Raw genomic sequence first — 14498 nt, 5'->3', positions numbered from 1 at the left:
ATTGCATAGCTTGCTATGCAAGTGTAAATCTTGAACATGAACTTTGAAAAAGAAAACTCGGCCGGATACCTGGTCAATCACATGGCGCGGTTGTTTGCGAAGGAATTGCAGCAGCGCATTGCGCCCTTGGGCATCGTTGTTGGGCAATTTCCGATTTTACTGCAGCTTTGGCTCAAAGACGGCGTGACGCAAAAAGAATTGCTGGGCAAAATTGATGTCGAACAAGCGACCCTGGCGAACACGCTCAACCGAATGGAACGCGACGGCTTGATCAAAAGAACAAAGAACCCCGCTGACGCCAGAGCCCAAATGATTTGGTTAACTGAGAAGGCCACAGCAATTCGAAACAGCGCCTATGAGTCTGCTCAAAGCGTAAATGCCGAAGCCCTACAGGTGTTAAGTGAAACTGAACAGGCACGTTTCATGAACTATATGCGCCGTGTAATAGAAAAAATGCGTTCAGATTGAACTGACACCATATCGATTAAACTAAGAGACCGTCATAACCCTTAAATGATAAAACGCCCCCGAAATATCGGAGGCGTTTCTAACTTTTCGAAGATGTCGCGCTTAGCCGCGTTCTTCGATGATCTCAACCAGATGCGGGATCTTGTTGACCATGCCGCGGACCGAAGGAGTATCCTCCAGCTCACGGGTCTTGTGCATCTTGTTCAGGCCCAGACCGATCAGGGTCGCGCGCTGTTCAGCGGGGCGGCGGATCGGGGAACCGATCTGCTTGACGACGATGGTTTTTGCCATGGGTCGCTCTCCTTATGCTTCTGCTTCAGCAGCAGCCGGTGCTTCGTCCCGCTTGGGCAGGATGTCAGCAACCTTTTTGCCACGACGCTGTGCAACCGAACGCGGGCTCTGCTCTTTCTGCAGGCCGTTGATGGTGGCGCGGATCATGTTGTACGGGTTCTGCGAGCCCAGCGACTTGGACACAACGTCCTTGACGCCCAGCATTTCGAACACGGCACGCATCGGACCACCGGCGATGATACCAGTACCTTCAGGTGCGGTACGCATTACCACTTTACCGGCGCCGTGACGGCCTTCGATGTCATGGTGCAGGGTCCGACCTTCGCGCAGTTGCACGCGGATCATCTGACGCTTGGCTTGCTCGGTCGCCTTACGGATGGCTTCAGGTACTTCTTTCGCTTTACCTTTGCCAAAGCCGACGCGGCCTTTCTGATCGCCGACAACCACCAGAGCGGCGAAGCCAAAGCGCTTACCACCTTTTACGGTTTTCGACACACGGTTGATCGCAACAAGACGATCGGCGAATTCCGGTGCTTCGTCGCGGTCACGACCACGGCCCCGGCGGTTTTCACGTTCTGCCATTTTGGCATCCCTTCTCTCACATGGCGCAATCGGCGCCGTTTGTTCAATCCAAGTGAGCCCCGACTGTTGCCGAGGCCCCCGGATCATCGGGGCAGCCGCAAAGCTGCCCGCAAGTCTTAGATCTTCAGGCCGCCTTCACGCGCAGCGTCGGCCAGAGCCTTCACTTTGCCGTGGAACAGGAAGCCGCCACGATCGAAATAGGCCTCTTCGACGCCTGCCTTCTTGGCACGCTCGGCGATGGCCGCGCCCACTTTGGTGGCCGCTTCGACGTTGTTCTTGCCAACGACACCCAGATCTTTTTCCAGGGTCGAGGCCGACGCCAGGGTCACGCCGCGCACGTCGTCGATCAGCTGAACAGAGATGTTCTTGTTCGAACGGTGTACGGACAGACGCGGACGACCCGCGTTGACCTTGCGAAGTTTGTTCCGAACGCGCAGGCGGCGCTTCAGAAACAGGGTTCTTTTGCTGTTTGCCATAGTTTGCGTCCTTACTTCTTCTTGCCTTCTTTGCGGAAGATGAACTCGCCCTTATAGCGGATGCCCTTGCCTTTGTACGGCTCGGGACGGCGCCATTCGCGGATTTTGGCCGCGACTTCGCCCACCTGCTGCTGGTCGATACCTTCCACAACGATCTCGGTCTGCTTCGGTGCGGTGATGGTGACACCTTCCGGAGCGGTGAAATCAACGTCGTGGCTGTAGCCCAGGTTCAGCTTCAGGGTGTTGCCCTGCATCTGCGCCCGGTAACCAACACCCTGGATCTCCAGCTCTTTTTTGAAGCCCTGGGTCACACCGGTTACCAGGTTGGCAACCATGGTGCGGCTCATGCCCCACTGCTGGCGGGCACGCTTGGACATGCCACGGGGGTTGATTTGCACAACATTGTCTTCGACCGACAGCGTTACGTCATCGGTTGCGGTGAAGCTGCGGGTGCCTTTCGGACCTTTCACTTCGATGGTCTGGCCGGACACAGTGGCGGTAACGCCGCTGGGCAGCTCGACCGGTTTTTTACCAATACGAGACATTGACAGACCTCCTTAGAAGACGGTGCAGAGCACTTCGCCGCCAACATTGTTGGAGCGAGCGTTTGCGTCCGACATCACACCTTTCGGAGTGCTGACAATCGACACGCCCAGACCCTGACGGACCTGTGGGATGTCATTGACGCCCATGTATACGCGGCGACCGGGCTTCGAGACCCGCTTCAGCTCGCGAATGACAGGGGTGCCTTCGTAGTATTTCAGGCTGATTTCGATGGCCGGATGACCGTTTTCACCGGTCGTCGCTTCGTAGCCACGGATATAACCTTCGTCCGCCAGCACGTCCAGAACCCAACCGCGCAGCTTGGAAGCCGGGGTGGAAACGGTGGACTTGCCGCGCATTTGCGCGTTGCGGATACGGGTGAGCATATCGCCGATAGGATCATTCATATCTATGTCTCCCTTACCAGCTCGATTTCACCATGCCGGGGATCTGACCAGCAGAACCCAGCTCGCGCAGCGCAATACGGCTGACCTTCAGCTTACGGTAGTAAGCATGAGGACGACCGGTCAGCTGACAGCGGTTGTGCAAACGAGTAGCCGAGCTGTTGCGCGGCAGTTTCGCCAGTTTCAGACGCGCTTTGAAACGCTCTTCCATCGGCTTGCTCTCGTCATTCGCGATTTCTTTCAGCTCGGCACGCTTTGCGGCATATTTGGCCACCAGGCGTTCGCGCTTCTTTTCGCGTTCGATCATTGCTTTTTTAGCCATGTCTTAATCCTCCCGGCGCTTATGCGTTGAAGGGCATGTTGAATGCTTTCAACAGTGCCTTTGCTTCAGCGTCGGTTTTCGCTGTGGTGGCAATTACGATGTCCATGCCCCAAACTTCGTCGACTTTGTCGAAGTCGATTTCGGGGAACACGATGTGCTCTTTCATGCCCATGGCAAAGTTGCCCTGACCATCGAAAGACGGCTTAACACCGCGGAAGTCACGAACGCGCGGCATCGCGATGGTGATCAGACGATCCAGGAATTCGTACATCCGGTCACCGCGCAGGGTCACTTTCGCACCCAGCGGCATGTCTTCACGGACGCGGAAACCCGCGATCGACTTTTTCGCCTTGGTTGCAACGGCCTGCTGACCGGCAATCGCAGTCAGATCCTCGACAGCCGCTTTGGCTTTCTTGGAATCTTTGACAGCTTCGGCACCACAGCCGATGTTCAGAACGATTTTTTCCAGCTTGGGCAGCTGCATGTCGTTCTTGTAACCGAACTCTTCTTTCAGAGCGGGGCGGATGGTTTCAGCGTACTGAGCCTTCAGACGCGGAGTATAGGTTGCGTTATCAAGCATCGATCACGTCCCCTGTGGTCTTGGCGAAGCGAACCTTCTTGTCACCTTCCATGCGGAAGCCAACGCGGGTGGCTTTGCCGTTTGCGTCCAGCAGTGCCAGGTTCGACAGCTCGATCGGGTTTGCCTGGGGCAAACGGCCGCCTTGGCTGTTCTGGGTCTGGCGGGTGTGGCGGATGGCGATGTTGATGCCGTCAACAACAGCTTTACCGGCTTTCGGGTCAACCGAGGTAATCGTTCCCTCTTTGCCCTTGTCCTTGCCGGCCAGCACGACGACCTTGTCGCCTTTGCGGAGTTTAGCAGCCATGATTACAGCACCTCCGGAGCCAGCGAGATGATTTTCATGAAGTTCTTGCCACGCAGTTCGCGAACAACGGGGCCAAAGATACGGGTACCTACGGGCTCGTTGTTGTTGTTCAGGATGACGGCGGCGTTGCGATCGAAACGGATCGCGGTGCCGTCTTCGCGACGGACTTCTTTAGCGGTGCGTACGACGACGGCCTTACGGACGTCACCTTTCTTTACGCGGCCGCGTGGGATGGCTTCCTTCACCGAGACGACAATGATGTCGCCGACGGAGGCGTATTTACGCTTGGAACCACCCAGGACCTTGATGCACTGAACTCGGCGTGCGCCGGAGTTGTCAGCGACATCCAGATTGGTCTGCATCTGGATCATGTGGTTTCTCCCGACCTGTGGGGGCTGGTCTCGTTAGATCCCCCAGGGTTTCGACAAATGGAAAAATCCCGGAAGCTTACGCCTCCAGAACTTCCCAACGTTTCGTCTTCGATTTCGGCGCGCATTCGATGATGCGTACAGAGTCGCCGACCTTGAAGGCGTTCTTTTCATCGTGAGCCCGGTATTTCTTGGACTTACGGATGGTTTTCTTCAGAACCGGATGCGTGAAGCGGCGCTCGACGGAAACGGTTACGGTCTGTTCGTTGGCGTCGCTAGTTACGGTGCCGGACAGGATACGCTTGGGCATAGGATTACTCCTCCGATGCCGCGGCAGCGGCCTTTTCGTTCAGAATGGTTTTGACGCGGGCAGCATTGCGGCGGGCCGCTTTGATGCCGGCAGTGTTTTCCAGCTGACCGGTTGCCTGTTGAAAGCGCAGGTTAAAGCTTTCTTTCTTCAGGTTGGCCAGTTCCTCGCGGAGCTGGTCCGGGGTCTTGTCACGCAGTTCTTGGGCGTTCATCGCCTTTTTCCTTTGCTCAAAACACCAGAAGGCCCCGTATCAGGGTCACCTTTGACCTGGTGGATGAATGATAGACATACGAATCCCCCGACTCAGCCGGGGGAACGCAAGATGCCGCTCTATAGGGGGTTCAGGGGTGGGTGGCAAGGGAAAGTTTAGGAATCCTCTGCCTACACTAACAGGCTGGTCGCAGCTTACTTCACCAAGCCTAGATGTCCTACGATAGTGGCGCTGTCATAATAGTCTCGTCCTTCAACAACCATGCCACCTATTACCCGCATTACTGAGCAATAGCGCACTTCGTATCGCTTTCCGGTTGGTTCGAAATCACCGAGGCTTGAATGCAGAACACCAGTGTGGGTTCCGGTATTGTGGAACTCTACGATCGCCCATTCACCGCACTCGCTGACGATCACATTATCCACGATGCATTCTCCATCCGGGAATGCCTTTCGCCAACGCTCGTAATCCTCTTTATAGGCCAGCTTGCCAAGTTGCTTTTCCTCACGAGCAACATCTTCGAACTGACAATCTTCGGCAATCACCTCGGCCCCGCGATCAGGATCCCGCATCCCCCAACTTTCATGGAATTGGCGAACCACCCGTTCAGTTTCTTTCATACTGGATACCTCTGTGATCCATGGAACATACAGGATTGTATATGAGTTGGCGTCAGGTTTTCTCACATTGAGTTTGACGAATTCATCCGGAGAAGTTTTTTAAAACTATCCAGAATTTTTTGTATTTTGGTTGGAAACGCAAAACGCGGCCTCGTTTGCACGAGACCGCGTCTTCAACTGTCTAAGTCTGAGTGGCTTACGCCAGAGCGATGTTCACAGCTGCCTCACGACCGTCACGGCCGGGCTCGATGTCGAATGTCACTTTCTGGTCGTCGGCCAGGCCAGTCAGACCCGAGCGCTCAACAGCCGAGATGTGCACAAACACGTCTTTGCCACCGGTCTCCGGTGCGATGAAGCCAAAACCTTTAGTTGCGTTGAACCATTTTACGGTGCCATTGGCCATATCCGTATTCTCCTATTAAATTGCTGTCCGCGGGATTGCGACAGCGCGGCGTGGTCGGTCTGGATCGAGAGACTGAACGCCAAAATTCAGGAGACAGTGGTCGAAAAAGAAAAACGTAAGCGTGCCTCACATGGGTCATGGCGGAGCATATTGCAAGGTTTTTCGGCAACTCGAGGTGAAACGTGATTGGCAGGAACACCGCCTGTTCGCCGCGCAATTGCTCTGCTGTTCCAATTCCCGTACGGGGAACCGGGGCTCATTCCCACTTGTAGTTAAAGCTAACACTAATCCGCTCTTCCTCGGCCATGTTCATCGGCACCTCGTGGCGCAGCCAGCTTTCCCACAGCAGGACATCGCCCACCTGCGGCTTCATATAGATGAACGGTTGTAAGTCCCACCGTCCATCTTTTAAACGCGTAGGTGCCGCCATCATGCGGCCCGAGCGGGGGTCTTCCAGCTTCAACGCGCTGGCCCCTTCGGGCATCGCCACATAAGTGGTGCCCGAAATCACACTGTGTGGGTGCAGGTGGCTGGAGTGCATCCCGCCCTCGGGCAGGATGTTGATCCACAGATCCTCGAGCTTCAACTCACCTTCGCCCAGATCAAACTCGAGATCCTTGGCAAAAGCCGCGACGTGGATGTCCAGAGCCTTGACCAAATCGGCAAAGATCGGGAACCGCCACGGCAGATCGGTCAGCGAGGCATAGCTGGTGTAACCAGGATAGCCGTTCTCCTCACACCATTCCTGCCCGGCCTCATCATCCTCGGCAATGACAAGGCAAGAGTTTTCCAGCTCTTCTGGGTCGATCTTGGGACCAAACTCGGACAAAGCTGCGCGATAAAGACGGGTAACGAAGAGTGATTCAATCTGGGCCATAAGCTGGGCATAGCCCAAGCTCTGATCCAAGGCCAGCCCCAGCCAACCCTTAGTTTTTGATTGGCCCCGAGCCGCAGCGCGGGATCGGACGCCCGCCATCCGCGTAGGCCAGACACATAACAATCTCATCCGGTTTCGGCGCGTCGGGAATGCTCAGCGTCATGGTATCGAAATGGTCAAAGGACCACGGATTGTCCTTGTGTCCGAGGGGCAGATCAATCGCACATCCCGGTGCCCCAAGTTTGGCATTCGACGGGATGACGGCTTCACCTCCACCTGCTGATGCGCGCATTGGAGCGCCGAGTTTCGGATGGATCAATGCGCCACCTTGTTCGAGATCGCCATTCGCACCCACAATCGCTGCTTTACCGTAGGAAATCGGGGCACGGTCGAGTTGAGAAACAGCCTCGGCCGCTAGGTCTGCCCCAAGCATTTCTCCAATTTCAAACAGCTCGGACAAGTCTTCCGAGAATTTACCGGCCAGCGGGTTTTGTATGACAGCCAAAGCTGCAACTCTGCAGACTGGAGCGCATGGTTGCCCAAACTGGTCGGTAGTTATGACCTCTTTGACAAAAACCTTCTTGCGTAGCTGAAACATACAACCCTCCCATTCACTCTGGGCAGATTATGGGGGCTATGGGCAAAGGTCGACTTTTTTCACTCATCAGTGGGATGGATCGCAAAAGACTAACACAATACCCCCTGCCGGCGTCCTGACAGGGGTCAATCTTGTCACGAACGAGTGGTCCCCAGTCGCTTACCAGTCTTAGGGAACCTAAACACAGGTCTTGATCGGCAGCTTTATAGTGATCCGACTTGAGCTCGCATGCCCAGCGATCAACTGAAACTCTACCCAGACGTACTTTGACCGGCTTTGCAGTGACCGGAGTATCTTGGAAGATGCGGATCCAGACACGCCCTATTTCTTCAGCAAATCGGGCCAGAACTCGTTTGCTTTTTCAATATTGGCATCAATCTCGCTGGCCCAGATGCGCCGCACCTGCGGGCTGTAATTCAGATACAGTTTTTCATCCCAGATGCGCCATGCGAACGGGTCGACATCGGCCACCGCATTCTGGCTGGCCGCATAGGCGCAATATCCGCCATATTGAGGAGCATACTTCGTCGGGTCAGACAGAAAAGCCTGACGGTTTTCTTCACTCAGAAACACCCAGGTAGCGCCATTGTGCTGAGCCGTGATCTCAGGATCGCCCTTTTGCGGATCACCGCCTTGCCAATAAGTCATGACGTCATATCCGTTCATCGCAAGCTTGTTGAAATACCCTAGGTTCACCTCGGGCGACGCGGCCCAGGTTTTTGCTGGGGCGACCACGGTACCAACGGTCATCAGAAACAACAGTACTAAATGGCGGAGACTAAAACTTGGCATCAGTATCATACTCGATGGCAGAGAGGGTTCGCCCGAATTTAGCCACGCCTGTCTGCCGATTGCCAGTCACGAGTCTGTAAACCGGCATGTGGCCATTGACGGTTTAAGCCCCATAACCTGCGTCTGACACCGAGAACGCAAAACCCCCGCCGGTATCCCGACGGGGGTCAATCTTTTAGCGAACGGGGTAGCCCCCCAATCGCTTACCAGTCTTCGCGAACCACGACGCGAGTCTTGATCGGCAGCTTCATCGCGGCCAGGCGCAGGGCCTCGCGGGCGATGTCGTCATTGACGCCGTCGATCTCGAACATCACACGGCCAGGCTTGACTTTGCATGCCCAGCGGTCGACCGAACCTTTACCTTTACCCATACGAACTTCGATCGGCTTTGCAGTGACCGGAGTGTCGGGGAAGATGCGGATCCAGACACGACCCTGACGCTTCATGTGACGCGTCATGGCACGACGTGCAGCTTCGATCTGGCGTGCAGTTACACGCTCAGGCTCAAGAGCTTTCAGGCCGTAGGTGCCAAAGTTCAGATCAGAGCCGCCCTTGGCGAGACCCTTGATCCGGCCTTTGTGCATCTTGCGGAATTTAGTACGCTTTGGTTGAAGCATATCTTTCCCTCCTTAGCGACGACCGCCACCAGCACCACGAGGTGCAGGGCCGTCCTGGAGTTCCTGTGCTTTACGGTCACGTGCCTGCGGATCGTGCTCCATGATCTCACCTTTGAAGATCCAGACCTTGATCCCGATGATCCCGTAGGGGGTCATCGCTTCGGCATGTGCGTAATCGATGTCGGCACGCAGGGTGTGCAGAGGCACTCGGCCTTCGCGGTACCACTCGGTCCGTGCGATTTCGGCGCCGCCCAGACGACCCGCGACGTTCACCCGGATACCCAGAGCGCCCATGCGCATGGCGTTCTGAACCGACCGCTTCATCGCGCGGCGGAACGAGACGCGGCGCTCCAGCTGCTGAGCGATGGACTCGGCAACCAGCTGCGCGTCAAGCTCGGGCTTGCGCACTTCGACGATGTTCAGGTGCAGTTCGCTGTCGGTCATACGAGCAAGCTTTTTGCGCAGAACTTCGATGTCTGCACCTTTCTTGCCGATGATGACACCGGGACGTGCAGTGTGGATCGTCACGCGGCACTTCTTGTGCGGACGTTCGATGATCACACGGGCAACACCAGCCTGCTTGCACTCTTTGTTGATGAACTCACGGATCTTGAGGTCTTCCAGCAGAAGATCACCGTAGTCCTTGGTGTCGGCGTACCAGCGGCTGTCCCAGGTGCGGTTGACCTGCAGGCGCATGCCGATCGGATTTACTTTATGACCCATTAGGCTTGCTCCTCAACTTGACGCACCTTGATGGTGATCTCCGAGAACGGCTTCATGATCTTGCCGAAACGGCCACGGGCACGCGGGCGACCACGCTTCATGACCAGGTTCTTGCCAACCCATGCTTCGGCGACGATCAGCTCGTCAACGTCCAGGTTGTGGTTGTTTTCGGCATTCGCGATTGCGGACTGCAGGCACTTCTTGACGTCCTGCGCGACACGCTTGTTCGAGAAAGTCAGGTCGGTCAGAGCCTTCTCAACTTTCTTGCCGCGGATCATTTGCGCAACCAAGTTCAGTTTCTGCGGGCTGGTGCGAAGCATGCGCGTTTTCGCCATTGCTTCGTTTTCAGCCACGCGGCGGGGGTTCTTTTCCTTGCCCATGACTTACTTCCGCTTCGCTTTTTTGTCTGCGGCGTGACCGTAATAGGTACGAGTCGGCGAGTATTCACCGAACTTCTGACCGATCATGTCTTCCGAGACGTTTACCGGGATATGCTTCTGGCCGTTGTACACACCAAAGGTCAGACCCACGAACTGGGGCAGAATGGTGGAACGACGCGACCAGATTTTGATGACTTCGTTGCGGCCCGACTCGCGTGCTGCTTCGGCTTTTTTCAGCACGTAAGCATCGACGAAAGGACCCTTCCAAACAGAGCGAGACATAGATTAACGTCCCTTCTTCTTGGCGTGCCGCGAGCGGATGATCAGCTTCTGGGACGCTTTGTTCTTGTTGCGGGTACGCTTACCCTTGGTGTCCTTACCCCACGGTGTAACCGGTGTACGGCCACCCGAGGTACGACCTTCACCACCACCGTGCGGGTGATCGATCGGGTTCATTGCAACACCACGAACCGACGGACGAACGCCCTTGTGGCGCATACGACCGGCTTTACCGAGGTTTTGGTTCGAGTTGTCAGGGTTGGACACGGCACCAACGGTGGCCATGCATTCCTGACGGACCATGCGCAGCTCGCCCGAGCTCAGACGGATCTGAGCGTAGCCACCATCGCGGCCAACGAACTGAGCGTAAGTACCGGCCGCGCGTGCGATCTGACCGCCTTTGCCAGGCTTCATCTCGATGTTGTGGACGATGGTACCGATGGGCATGCCCGAGAACGGCATTGCGTTGCCCGGCTTGATGTCGGCCTTGGCGGATGCCACGACTTTATCACCAACAGCCAGACGCTGCGGAGCCAGGATATATGCCTGCTCACCGTCTTCGTATTTTACCAGTGCGATGAATGCGGTCCGGTTCGGGTCATATTCGATCCGTTCGACGGTTGCCGCGACATCAAATTTATTCCGTTTGAAGTCAACGATCCGGTAGAGACGCTTTGCGCCACCGCCGCGGCGGCGTGAAGTGATCCGTCCGGTGTTGTTCCGGCCGCCCGATTTGGTCAAACCCTCAGTGAGAGACTTGACCGGACGTCCTTTCCAAAGCTCCGAACGGTCGATCAGCACCAGCCCGCGCTGGCCCGGCGTCGTCGGCTTGTACGACTTAAGTGCCATGCTTTCTGTCTTCCGTTTAGCAAGTGCAGGGAATTCCCCCGCTATGTGATAGGCCCCCGTAGGTGCCAAGGGTATAGGGCCCCGAAGGTCCCCGGTTACAAATATCAGAGGCCCCGGAACGAATCCGAGGCCGCAAGATTGGGTGCATTTAGCAGTGTTGGGGGTGGGTGTCTATAGCGGGCGCTGGATTTTTGCGCCCCAGCAAAATCCGATTGCGCGGGTGAACGAAGCGTCGAATTACTCCACTATAAGTTTTGGATGACTTAGTTTCAGAAAATGCCGAGACAACTGGTTACCCAACACCAACTCAGCCCTCCTGATTGCCCTCCGCTTTCAATTCTCGCACAATGCGGAAACCGACCCATGGCCCCCAATAGTCTTCGGGATGGCCTACACGCCGAGCTGGGCGAGCCAATTCTACTGATGCTCCGTACGAGCCCCCCTTTCCAACGCGCCTACACCCAAGCGGACGATACGAGGCAGCGAGGTAGCGAGCCGAAGAGGCAAAGCCGAGATGCCCTTCGCTCCAACACGATCTTGTCGTTTCAGATACGTTTCCAGACATATGACGCAACCCCCAAGAATTTGCAGCATCCAACTCATCCACTGTAACAGGCCGTTTTTCATTCCCGGGGTCTCTTTTCCACACGCTCCTGCCACCTTCGATTTCTCGCCAATAGATAGAAAAGTTGGCTTGTTCCCGTGTCAGTGAATCACCTTGTGCAAAGATCGTCTTTGCTCCTGCCCGGGCAGCGTATTCCCATTCTACTTCAGTAGGGAGGCGATAGACCTTGGCACCCACCTTGTCATTTAGCCATGCTAAGTAGTCTTGCATTTCGGTGTAGGTGACAGCAGTGATCGGGCTGCGGGGATGGTCTTGGTAGGGGCCGTTTCTAAGTCGAAAGCGTATACGTGCGTCGGCCTCATCTGCGCACCTTCTCTCAGCGACGCAGGCGGCCCACTCCTCTCGAGTAACTTCGGTAAGACCCATTGCGATAGGAACATCAATTGTAACGTCGTGTTTTGGGGTCTCGCTGACGAATGTGTCATAGGGGTCTGGGACTTCATCGGGATCAATGTTTAGACCAATCTTGAAACGACGATGCGCTTCCCTCGCCTCTTTTTCAGTTGATCCGAACGAAAAATACCCCTTAGGCAAAACAACCATTGATGGACATGCTTCGCATTCCTGAAACGTATCAAGATCTGAAACCACTTGGCTTTTGGAGATAAAATAGCTCTCCTCAGCGAAAATCGGAGAAACATGAAAGAGCGCAATGAAACTCACCGGCAAAAACAAAATTCTGAAGAGGCTCATCCTGCTCAATCTCTATCAAGTCATTTATGAACGCACAGCTAAAGAATTTAAGCAGCTTTGAGCTTTGATCGAAGGGCCACTGCACTCGAAAAAAACGAAAATGCACGTTATCCCAAAAATAAAACCCCCAACTTTAGCGGGGACATTTTTCTCTCTCCAAAGACGGGTCCGATCAGCGACCGGTGGACACGTCGATGGTGTTACCCTCTTCCAGGGTCACATTTGCTTTTTGACGTCTTTCCGACAGCCCAGCTGGCCGTGGAACTTACCGCTCACCCATACAGCGCGCGGGCCTCGGCGAAGGACAGCAGACGGCGGCTTTTCTCATCCCACAGGTGCAGGCGCGCGTTGGCGAGGCTCTCTCGGATGGTCATCTGGTTGCTGTTGGCCAGCTCATCATGATCGCGCAGCACTTCGGTCAGGCGATAGAACGGAATGCGGCTGTAGAGGTGGTGCACGTGGTGGATGCCGATATTGGCGCTGAACCACTGCAATACGGATGGCAGGATGTAATGAGAGCTTCCGTGCAGGGCAGCCTCGTGCAGCTGCCAATCCTTATCGGGATCCCATTGCGTCTCTTCGAATTGGTGCTGGACGTAGAACAGCCAGACGCCGGCCGCCGCGGCAATCAGGGTCGAGGGCAGGAAAATCAGCAACATCGGCATCATGCCGCCAAAATAGTAGATGGCCCCTAACACGATCAGAATGGCCAGATTTGTGACCATCGCGCTGACCCAGAATTTCGGAATACCCGTCAGGCCAAGCGGCAGCCGGTTCTGAAACAGGAACAGATACCCGGGACCAAAGCCAAACAGGGTAATCGGGTGCCGATACACCCGATACCAAAAACGGTTCATCGACGTCATCGCACGGTATTCGGCCACCGTCAGCGTGTGGATGTCACCCATCCCCCGCTTGTCCAGATTGCCCGAAGAATTGTGGTGCGTGGAATGCGTACGGCGCCAGACATCATAGGGCGTCAGGGTCAGCACTCCGATCACCCGCCCGACCCAGTCACTGACCGTTCGGTTCGTGAAGAAAGCCCCGTGCCCGCAATCGTGCTGAATGGCAAACAGGCGCAACAGGAATGCCGCGTTGAGGACTGAGACTGCAAAAGCAAGCCAATAGCTGACGGACAGGAACATCCACGACACTGCCCACAATGCGATGAATGGGATGATGCTGACGCCAAGCTCGAACCAACTGCGCAACTGGTTCGGTTCGCGATATTTGGCAAGCGTCGTCACCCAGTCACGCGCGGCGGTCACATCCGGCTTTGCCGAGGTCGATAGATTGGTTTCCGTCATGTGCCTGCCAAATCATTTTCTTTCAGCACACCGGATAGACGACCACACCGACATAGCAACCTGATTCTGGACCAATCGCGATGTTTGGCGTTCAATTTATGGTGCTGCCGCTCAAAAAAGGCCTCCGAAGTCACGGGGGCCTTGTTCGATTGTCCGATGTCGGGTCAGACTTAGGCAAGTGAAATCGTCAATGGCGTCATCCGTTCCACCTACATATGTGTTTTTTGACGCCAGCCCGACGACTCGGTCGACCGTAATATTAGCCGTCCGCCTTCATCTCGGTTGCAATTATGATGCTGATCGGCCCGGTCGAGAAGGGCCCCACACCGAACTCCATGTGGTCAATCTCGCCCTCTGCCGTGAAGGCCACCCAATCGCCCGCGTAATATTCGATGGCGCTGCCCAGCGGGTGCTCGCCCTGATGGGTCAGAGTCGCCTTCAAGGTCACGGGTTTGGTCACGCCGTGGATGGTCAGGTCACCGGTCACATCTGCCGTGGTGTCTCCGGTCCGCGCGATCCCGGTGCTGACAAAGGTGATCTCGGGGTAGGTTTCGACCTCAAAGAAATCCGCCGACTTCAGGTGGTCGTCCAGCGGGCCAAATCCCGACGACAGGCTGTTTGTGTCAATTGTCACGTTCAGGGTCGATGCCTCGACATCATCCGCGTTCAGGTCCAGCACGCCTTCGGCCTTGGTGAACTCGGCATGCTGGTTGGACACGCCTGCATGGCTCCAGCCAAAGCGCACCTCTGTATGCCCCTGGTCGGTTTTGTAAGTCTGCGCAAAGGCCGGGGTGACGGCGACAGCTACTGCAACGGCTGCGATCATAGATTTGAAAGTCATCGTGATGTTCCTTTCATCTGCAATGGGGCTGGTTT

Annotated in this window: 25 protein-coding genes and 1 pseudogene; 1 reads left to right on the top strand and 25 read right to left on the bottom strand. The window is 55.7% G+C overall.

Annotation, left to right across the window (positions count from 1 at the left end; genetic code table 11):
* Positions 1 to 36: 36 nt before the first annotated feature.
* A complete protein-coding gene (locus ACR0AJ_RS10755; RefSeq protein WP_170351675.1) occupies positions 37 to 468 on the top strand; it encodes a MarR family winged helix-turn-helix transcriptional regulator in 432 nt (143 codons plus the stop codon).
* A 102-nt stretch (positions 469 to 570) separates the two neighbouring features.
* Here ACR0AJ_RS10755 and rpmD read toward each other — a convergent pair whose 3' ends face one another.
* The 25 genes and pseudogenes from rpmD to ACR0AJ_RS10630 all read right to left on the bottom strand — a co-directional run bounded on the left by rpmD (position 571) and on the right by ACR0AJ_RS10630 (position 14463).
* The gene (gene rpmD, locus ACR0AJ_RS10750; protein WP_008757946.1) at positions 571 to 759 is read right to left on the bottom strand and encodes a 50S ribosomal protein L30; all 189 of its coding nucleotides are present in this window, start codon (positions 757 to 759) and stop codon (positions 571 to 573) included.
* A 12-nt stretch (positions 760 to 771) separates the two neighbouring features.
* Positions 772 to 1341 carry a 30S ribosomal protein S5 gene (gene rpsE, locus ACR0AJ_RS10745; protein ID WP_058283505.1) on the bottom strand — a complete coding sequence of 190 codons (570 nt, stop codon included), beginning with the start codon at positions 1339 to 1341 and terminating at the stop codon, positions 772 to 774.
* A gap of 116 nt (positions 1342 to 1457) precedes the next feature.
* Positions 1458 to 1817: a 50S ribosomal protein L18 gene (gene rplR / locus ACR0AJ_RS10740; RefSeq protein ID WP_058283506.1), complete on the bottom strand. Its 360-nt coding sequence runs from the start codon at positions 1815 to 1817 to the stop codon at positions 1458 to 1460.
* Positions 1818 to 1828: 11 nt separating this feature from the next.
* Positions 1829 to 2362 (bottom strand): 50S ribosomal protein L6, encoded by a 534-nt coding sequence (gene rplF / locus ACR0AJ_RS10735; RefSeq protein WP_170351676.1) that lies wholly within the window; start codon positions 2360 to 2362, stop codon positions 1829 to 1831.
* A 12-nt stretch (positions 2363 to 2374) separates the two neighbouring features.
* Complete coding sequence (gene rpsH, locus ACR0AJ_RS10730) at positions 2375 to 2767, bottom strand: 30S ribosomal protein S8 (protein ID WP_010437099.1); 393 nt, start codon at positions 2765 to 2767, stop codon at positions 2375 to 2377.
* A 13-nt stretch (positions 2768 to 2780) separates the two neighbouring features.
* A complete protein-coding gene (rpsN, locus tag ACR0AJ_RS10725; protein ID WP_010437098.1) occupies positions 2781 to 3086 on the bottom strand; it encodes a 30S ribosomal protein S14 in 306 nt (101 codons plus the stop codon).
* A 19-nt stretch (positions 3087 to 3105) separates the two neighbouring features.
* Positions 3106 to 3666, bottom strand: coding sequence for a 50S ribosomal protein L5 (gene rplE, locus ACR0AJ_RS10720; protein ID WP_170351677.1), 561 nt, complete (start codon positions 3664 to 3666; stop codon positions 3106 to 3108).
* On the bottom strand, positions 3659 to 3970 hold the full coding sequence (rplX, locus tag ACR0AJ_RS10715) for a 50S ribosomal protein L24 (RefSeq protein ID WP_008755589.1): 312 nt from the start codon (positions 3968 to 3970) through the stop codon (positions 3659 to 3661). Before rplX ends, rplE begins: the two co-directional genes overlap by 8 nt.
* 2 nt (positions 3971 to 3972) lie before the next feature.
* Entirely contained in the window at positions 3973 to 4341 is a 369-nt protein-coding gene (gene rplN / locus ACR0AJ_RS10710) for a 50S ribosomal protein L14 (RefSeq protein ID WP_008757934.1), read from the bottom strand.
* A gap of 76 nt (positions 4342 to 4417) precedes the next feature.
* The gene (gene rpsQ, locus ACR0AJ_RS10705; RefSeq protein ID WP_170351678.1) at positions 4418 to 4648 is read right to left on the bottom strand and encodes a 30S ribosomal protein S17; all 231 of its coding nucleotides are present in this window, start codon (positions 4646 to 4648) and stop codon (positions 4418 to 4420) included.
* A 4-nt stretch (positions 4649 to 4652) separates the two neighbouring features.
* Positions 4653 to 4859: a 50S ribosomal protein L29 gene (gene rpmC / locus ACR0AJ_RS10700; RefSeq protein WP_010437082.1), complete on the bottom strand. Its 207-nt coding sequence runs from the start codon at positions 4857 to 4859 to the stop codon at positions 4653 to 4655.
* Between the two features lie 194 nt (positions 4860 to 5053).
* Positions 5054 to 5479, bottom strand: a complete 426-nt coding sequence (locus ACR0AJ_RS10695; RefSeq protein ID WP_480740822.1) for an ester cyclase — start codon at positions 5477 to 5479, stop codon at positions 5054 to 5056.
* Positions 5480 to 5675: 196 nt separating this feature from the next.
* Complete coding sequence (locus tag ACR0AJ_RS10690) at positions 5676 to 5882, bottom strand: cold-shock protein (protein WP_170351679.1); 207 nt, start codon at positions 5880 to 5882, stop codon at positions 5676 to 5678.
* Between the two features lie 256 nt (positions 5883 to 6138).
* Positions 6139 to 6759: a 2OG-Fe(II) oxygenase family protein gene (locus ACR0AJ_RS10685; protein ID WP_480740868.1), complete on the bottom strand. Its 621-nt coding sequence runs from the start codon at positions 6757 to 6759 to the stop codon at positions 6139 to 6141.
* Positions 6760 to 6808: 49 nt separating this feature from the next.
* The gene (locus tag ACR0AJ_RS10680; protein ID WP_480740820.1) at positions 6809 to 7357 is read right to left on the bottom strand and encodes an amino acid synthesis family protein; all 549 of its coding nucleotides are present in this window, start codon (positions 7355 to 7357) and stop codon (positions 6809 to 6811) included.
* 321 nt (positions 7358 to 7678) lie between these two features.
* Positions 7679 to 8107 carry a YHS domain-containing (seleno)protein gene (locus tag ACR0AJ_RS10675; protein WP_480690206.1) on the bottom strand — a complete coding sequence of 143 codons (429 nt, stop codon included), beginning with the start codon at positions 8105 to 8107 and terminating at the stop codon, positions 7679 to 7681.
* Positions 8108 to 8352: 245 nt separating this feature from the next.
* Positions 8353 to 8766, bottom strand: coding sequence for a 50S ribosomal protein L16 (rplP, locus tag ACR0AJ_RS10670; protein ID WP_058283513.1), 414 nt, complete (start codon positions 8764 to 8766; stop codon positions 8353 to 8355).
* Between the two features lie 12 nt (positions 8767 to 8778).
* Complete coding sequence (rpsC, locus tag ACR0AJ_RS10665; protein ID WP_008758042.1) at positions 8779 to 9489, bottom strand: 30S ribosomal protein S3; 711 nt, start codon at positions 9487 to 9489, stop codon at positions 8779 to 8781.
* Positions 9489 to 9869, bottom strand: a complete 381-nt coding sequence (gene rplV / locus ACR0AJ_RS10660) for a 50S ribosomal protein L22 (protein ID WP_039538267.1) — start codon at positions 9867 to 9869, stop codon at positions 9489 to 9491. The genes rpsC and rplV overlap by 1 nt, the downstream gene beginning before the upstream one ends.
* A gap of 3 nt (positions 9870 to 9872) precedes the next feature.
* Positions 9873 to 10151, bottom strand: a complete 279-nt coding sequence (gene rpsS, locus ACR0AJ_RS10655; RefSeq protein ID WP_005980699.1) for a 30S ribosomal protein S19 — start codon at positions 10149 to 10151, stop codon at positions 9873 to 9875.
* Between the two features lie 3 nt (positions 10152 to 10154).
* Positions 10155 to 10997 (bottom strand): 50S ribosomal protein L2, encoded by an 843-nt coding sequence (rplB, locus tag ACR0AJ_RS10650; RefSeq protein ID WP_008757664.1) that lies wholly within the window; start codon positions 10995 to 10997, stop codon positions 10155 to 10157.
* 307 nt (positions 10998 to 11304) lie between these two features.
* A complete protein-coding gene (locus ACR0AJ_RS10645) occupies positions 11305 to 12315 on the bottom strand; it encodes a formylglycine-generating enzyme family protein (protein ID WP_480740819.1) in 1011 nt (336 codons plus the stop codon).
* A 172-nt stretch (positions 12316 to 12487) separates the two neighbouring features.
* A pseudogene (locus tag ACR0AJ_RS10640) lies at positions 12488 to 12582 on the bottom strand (50S ribosomal protein L23); the annotation flags it as partial.
* A 5-nt stretch (positions 12583 to 12587) separates the two neighbouring features.
* A complete protein-coding gene (locus ACR0AJ_RS10635; protein WP_170351683.1) occupies positions 12588 to 13622 on the bottom strand; it encodes a fatty acid desaturase in 1035 nt (344 codons plus the stop codon).
* A gap of 259 nt (positions 13623 to 13881) precedes the next feature.
* Entirely contained in the window at positions 13882 to 14463 is a 582-nt protein-coding gene (locus ACR0AJ_RS10630; RefSeq protein ID WP_170351684.1) for a YceI family protein, read from the bottom strand.
* Positions 14464 to 14498 lie beyond the last annotated feature (35 nt).

Source organism: Ruegeria sp. CJ9 (assembly GCF_056536625.1).
Note: the sequence above shows the minus strand (reverse complement) of the source record. Positions and strands in the feature narration are given on the sequence as shown.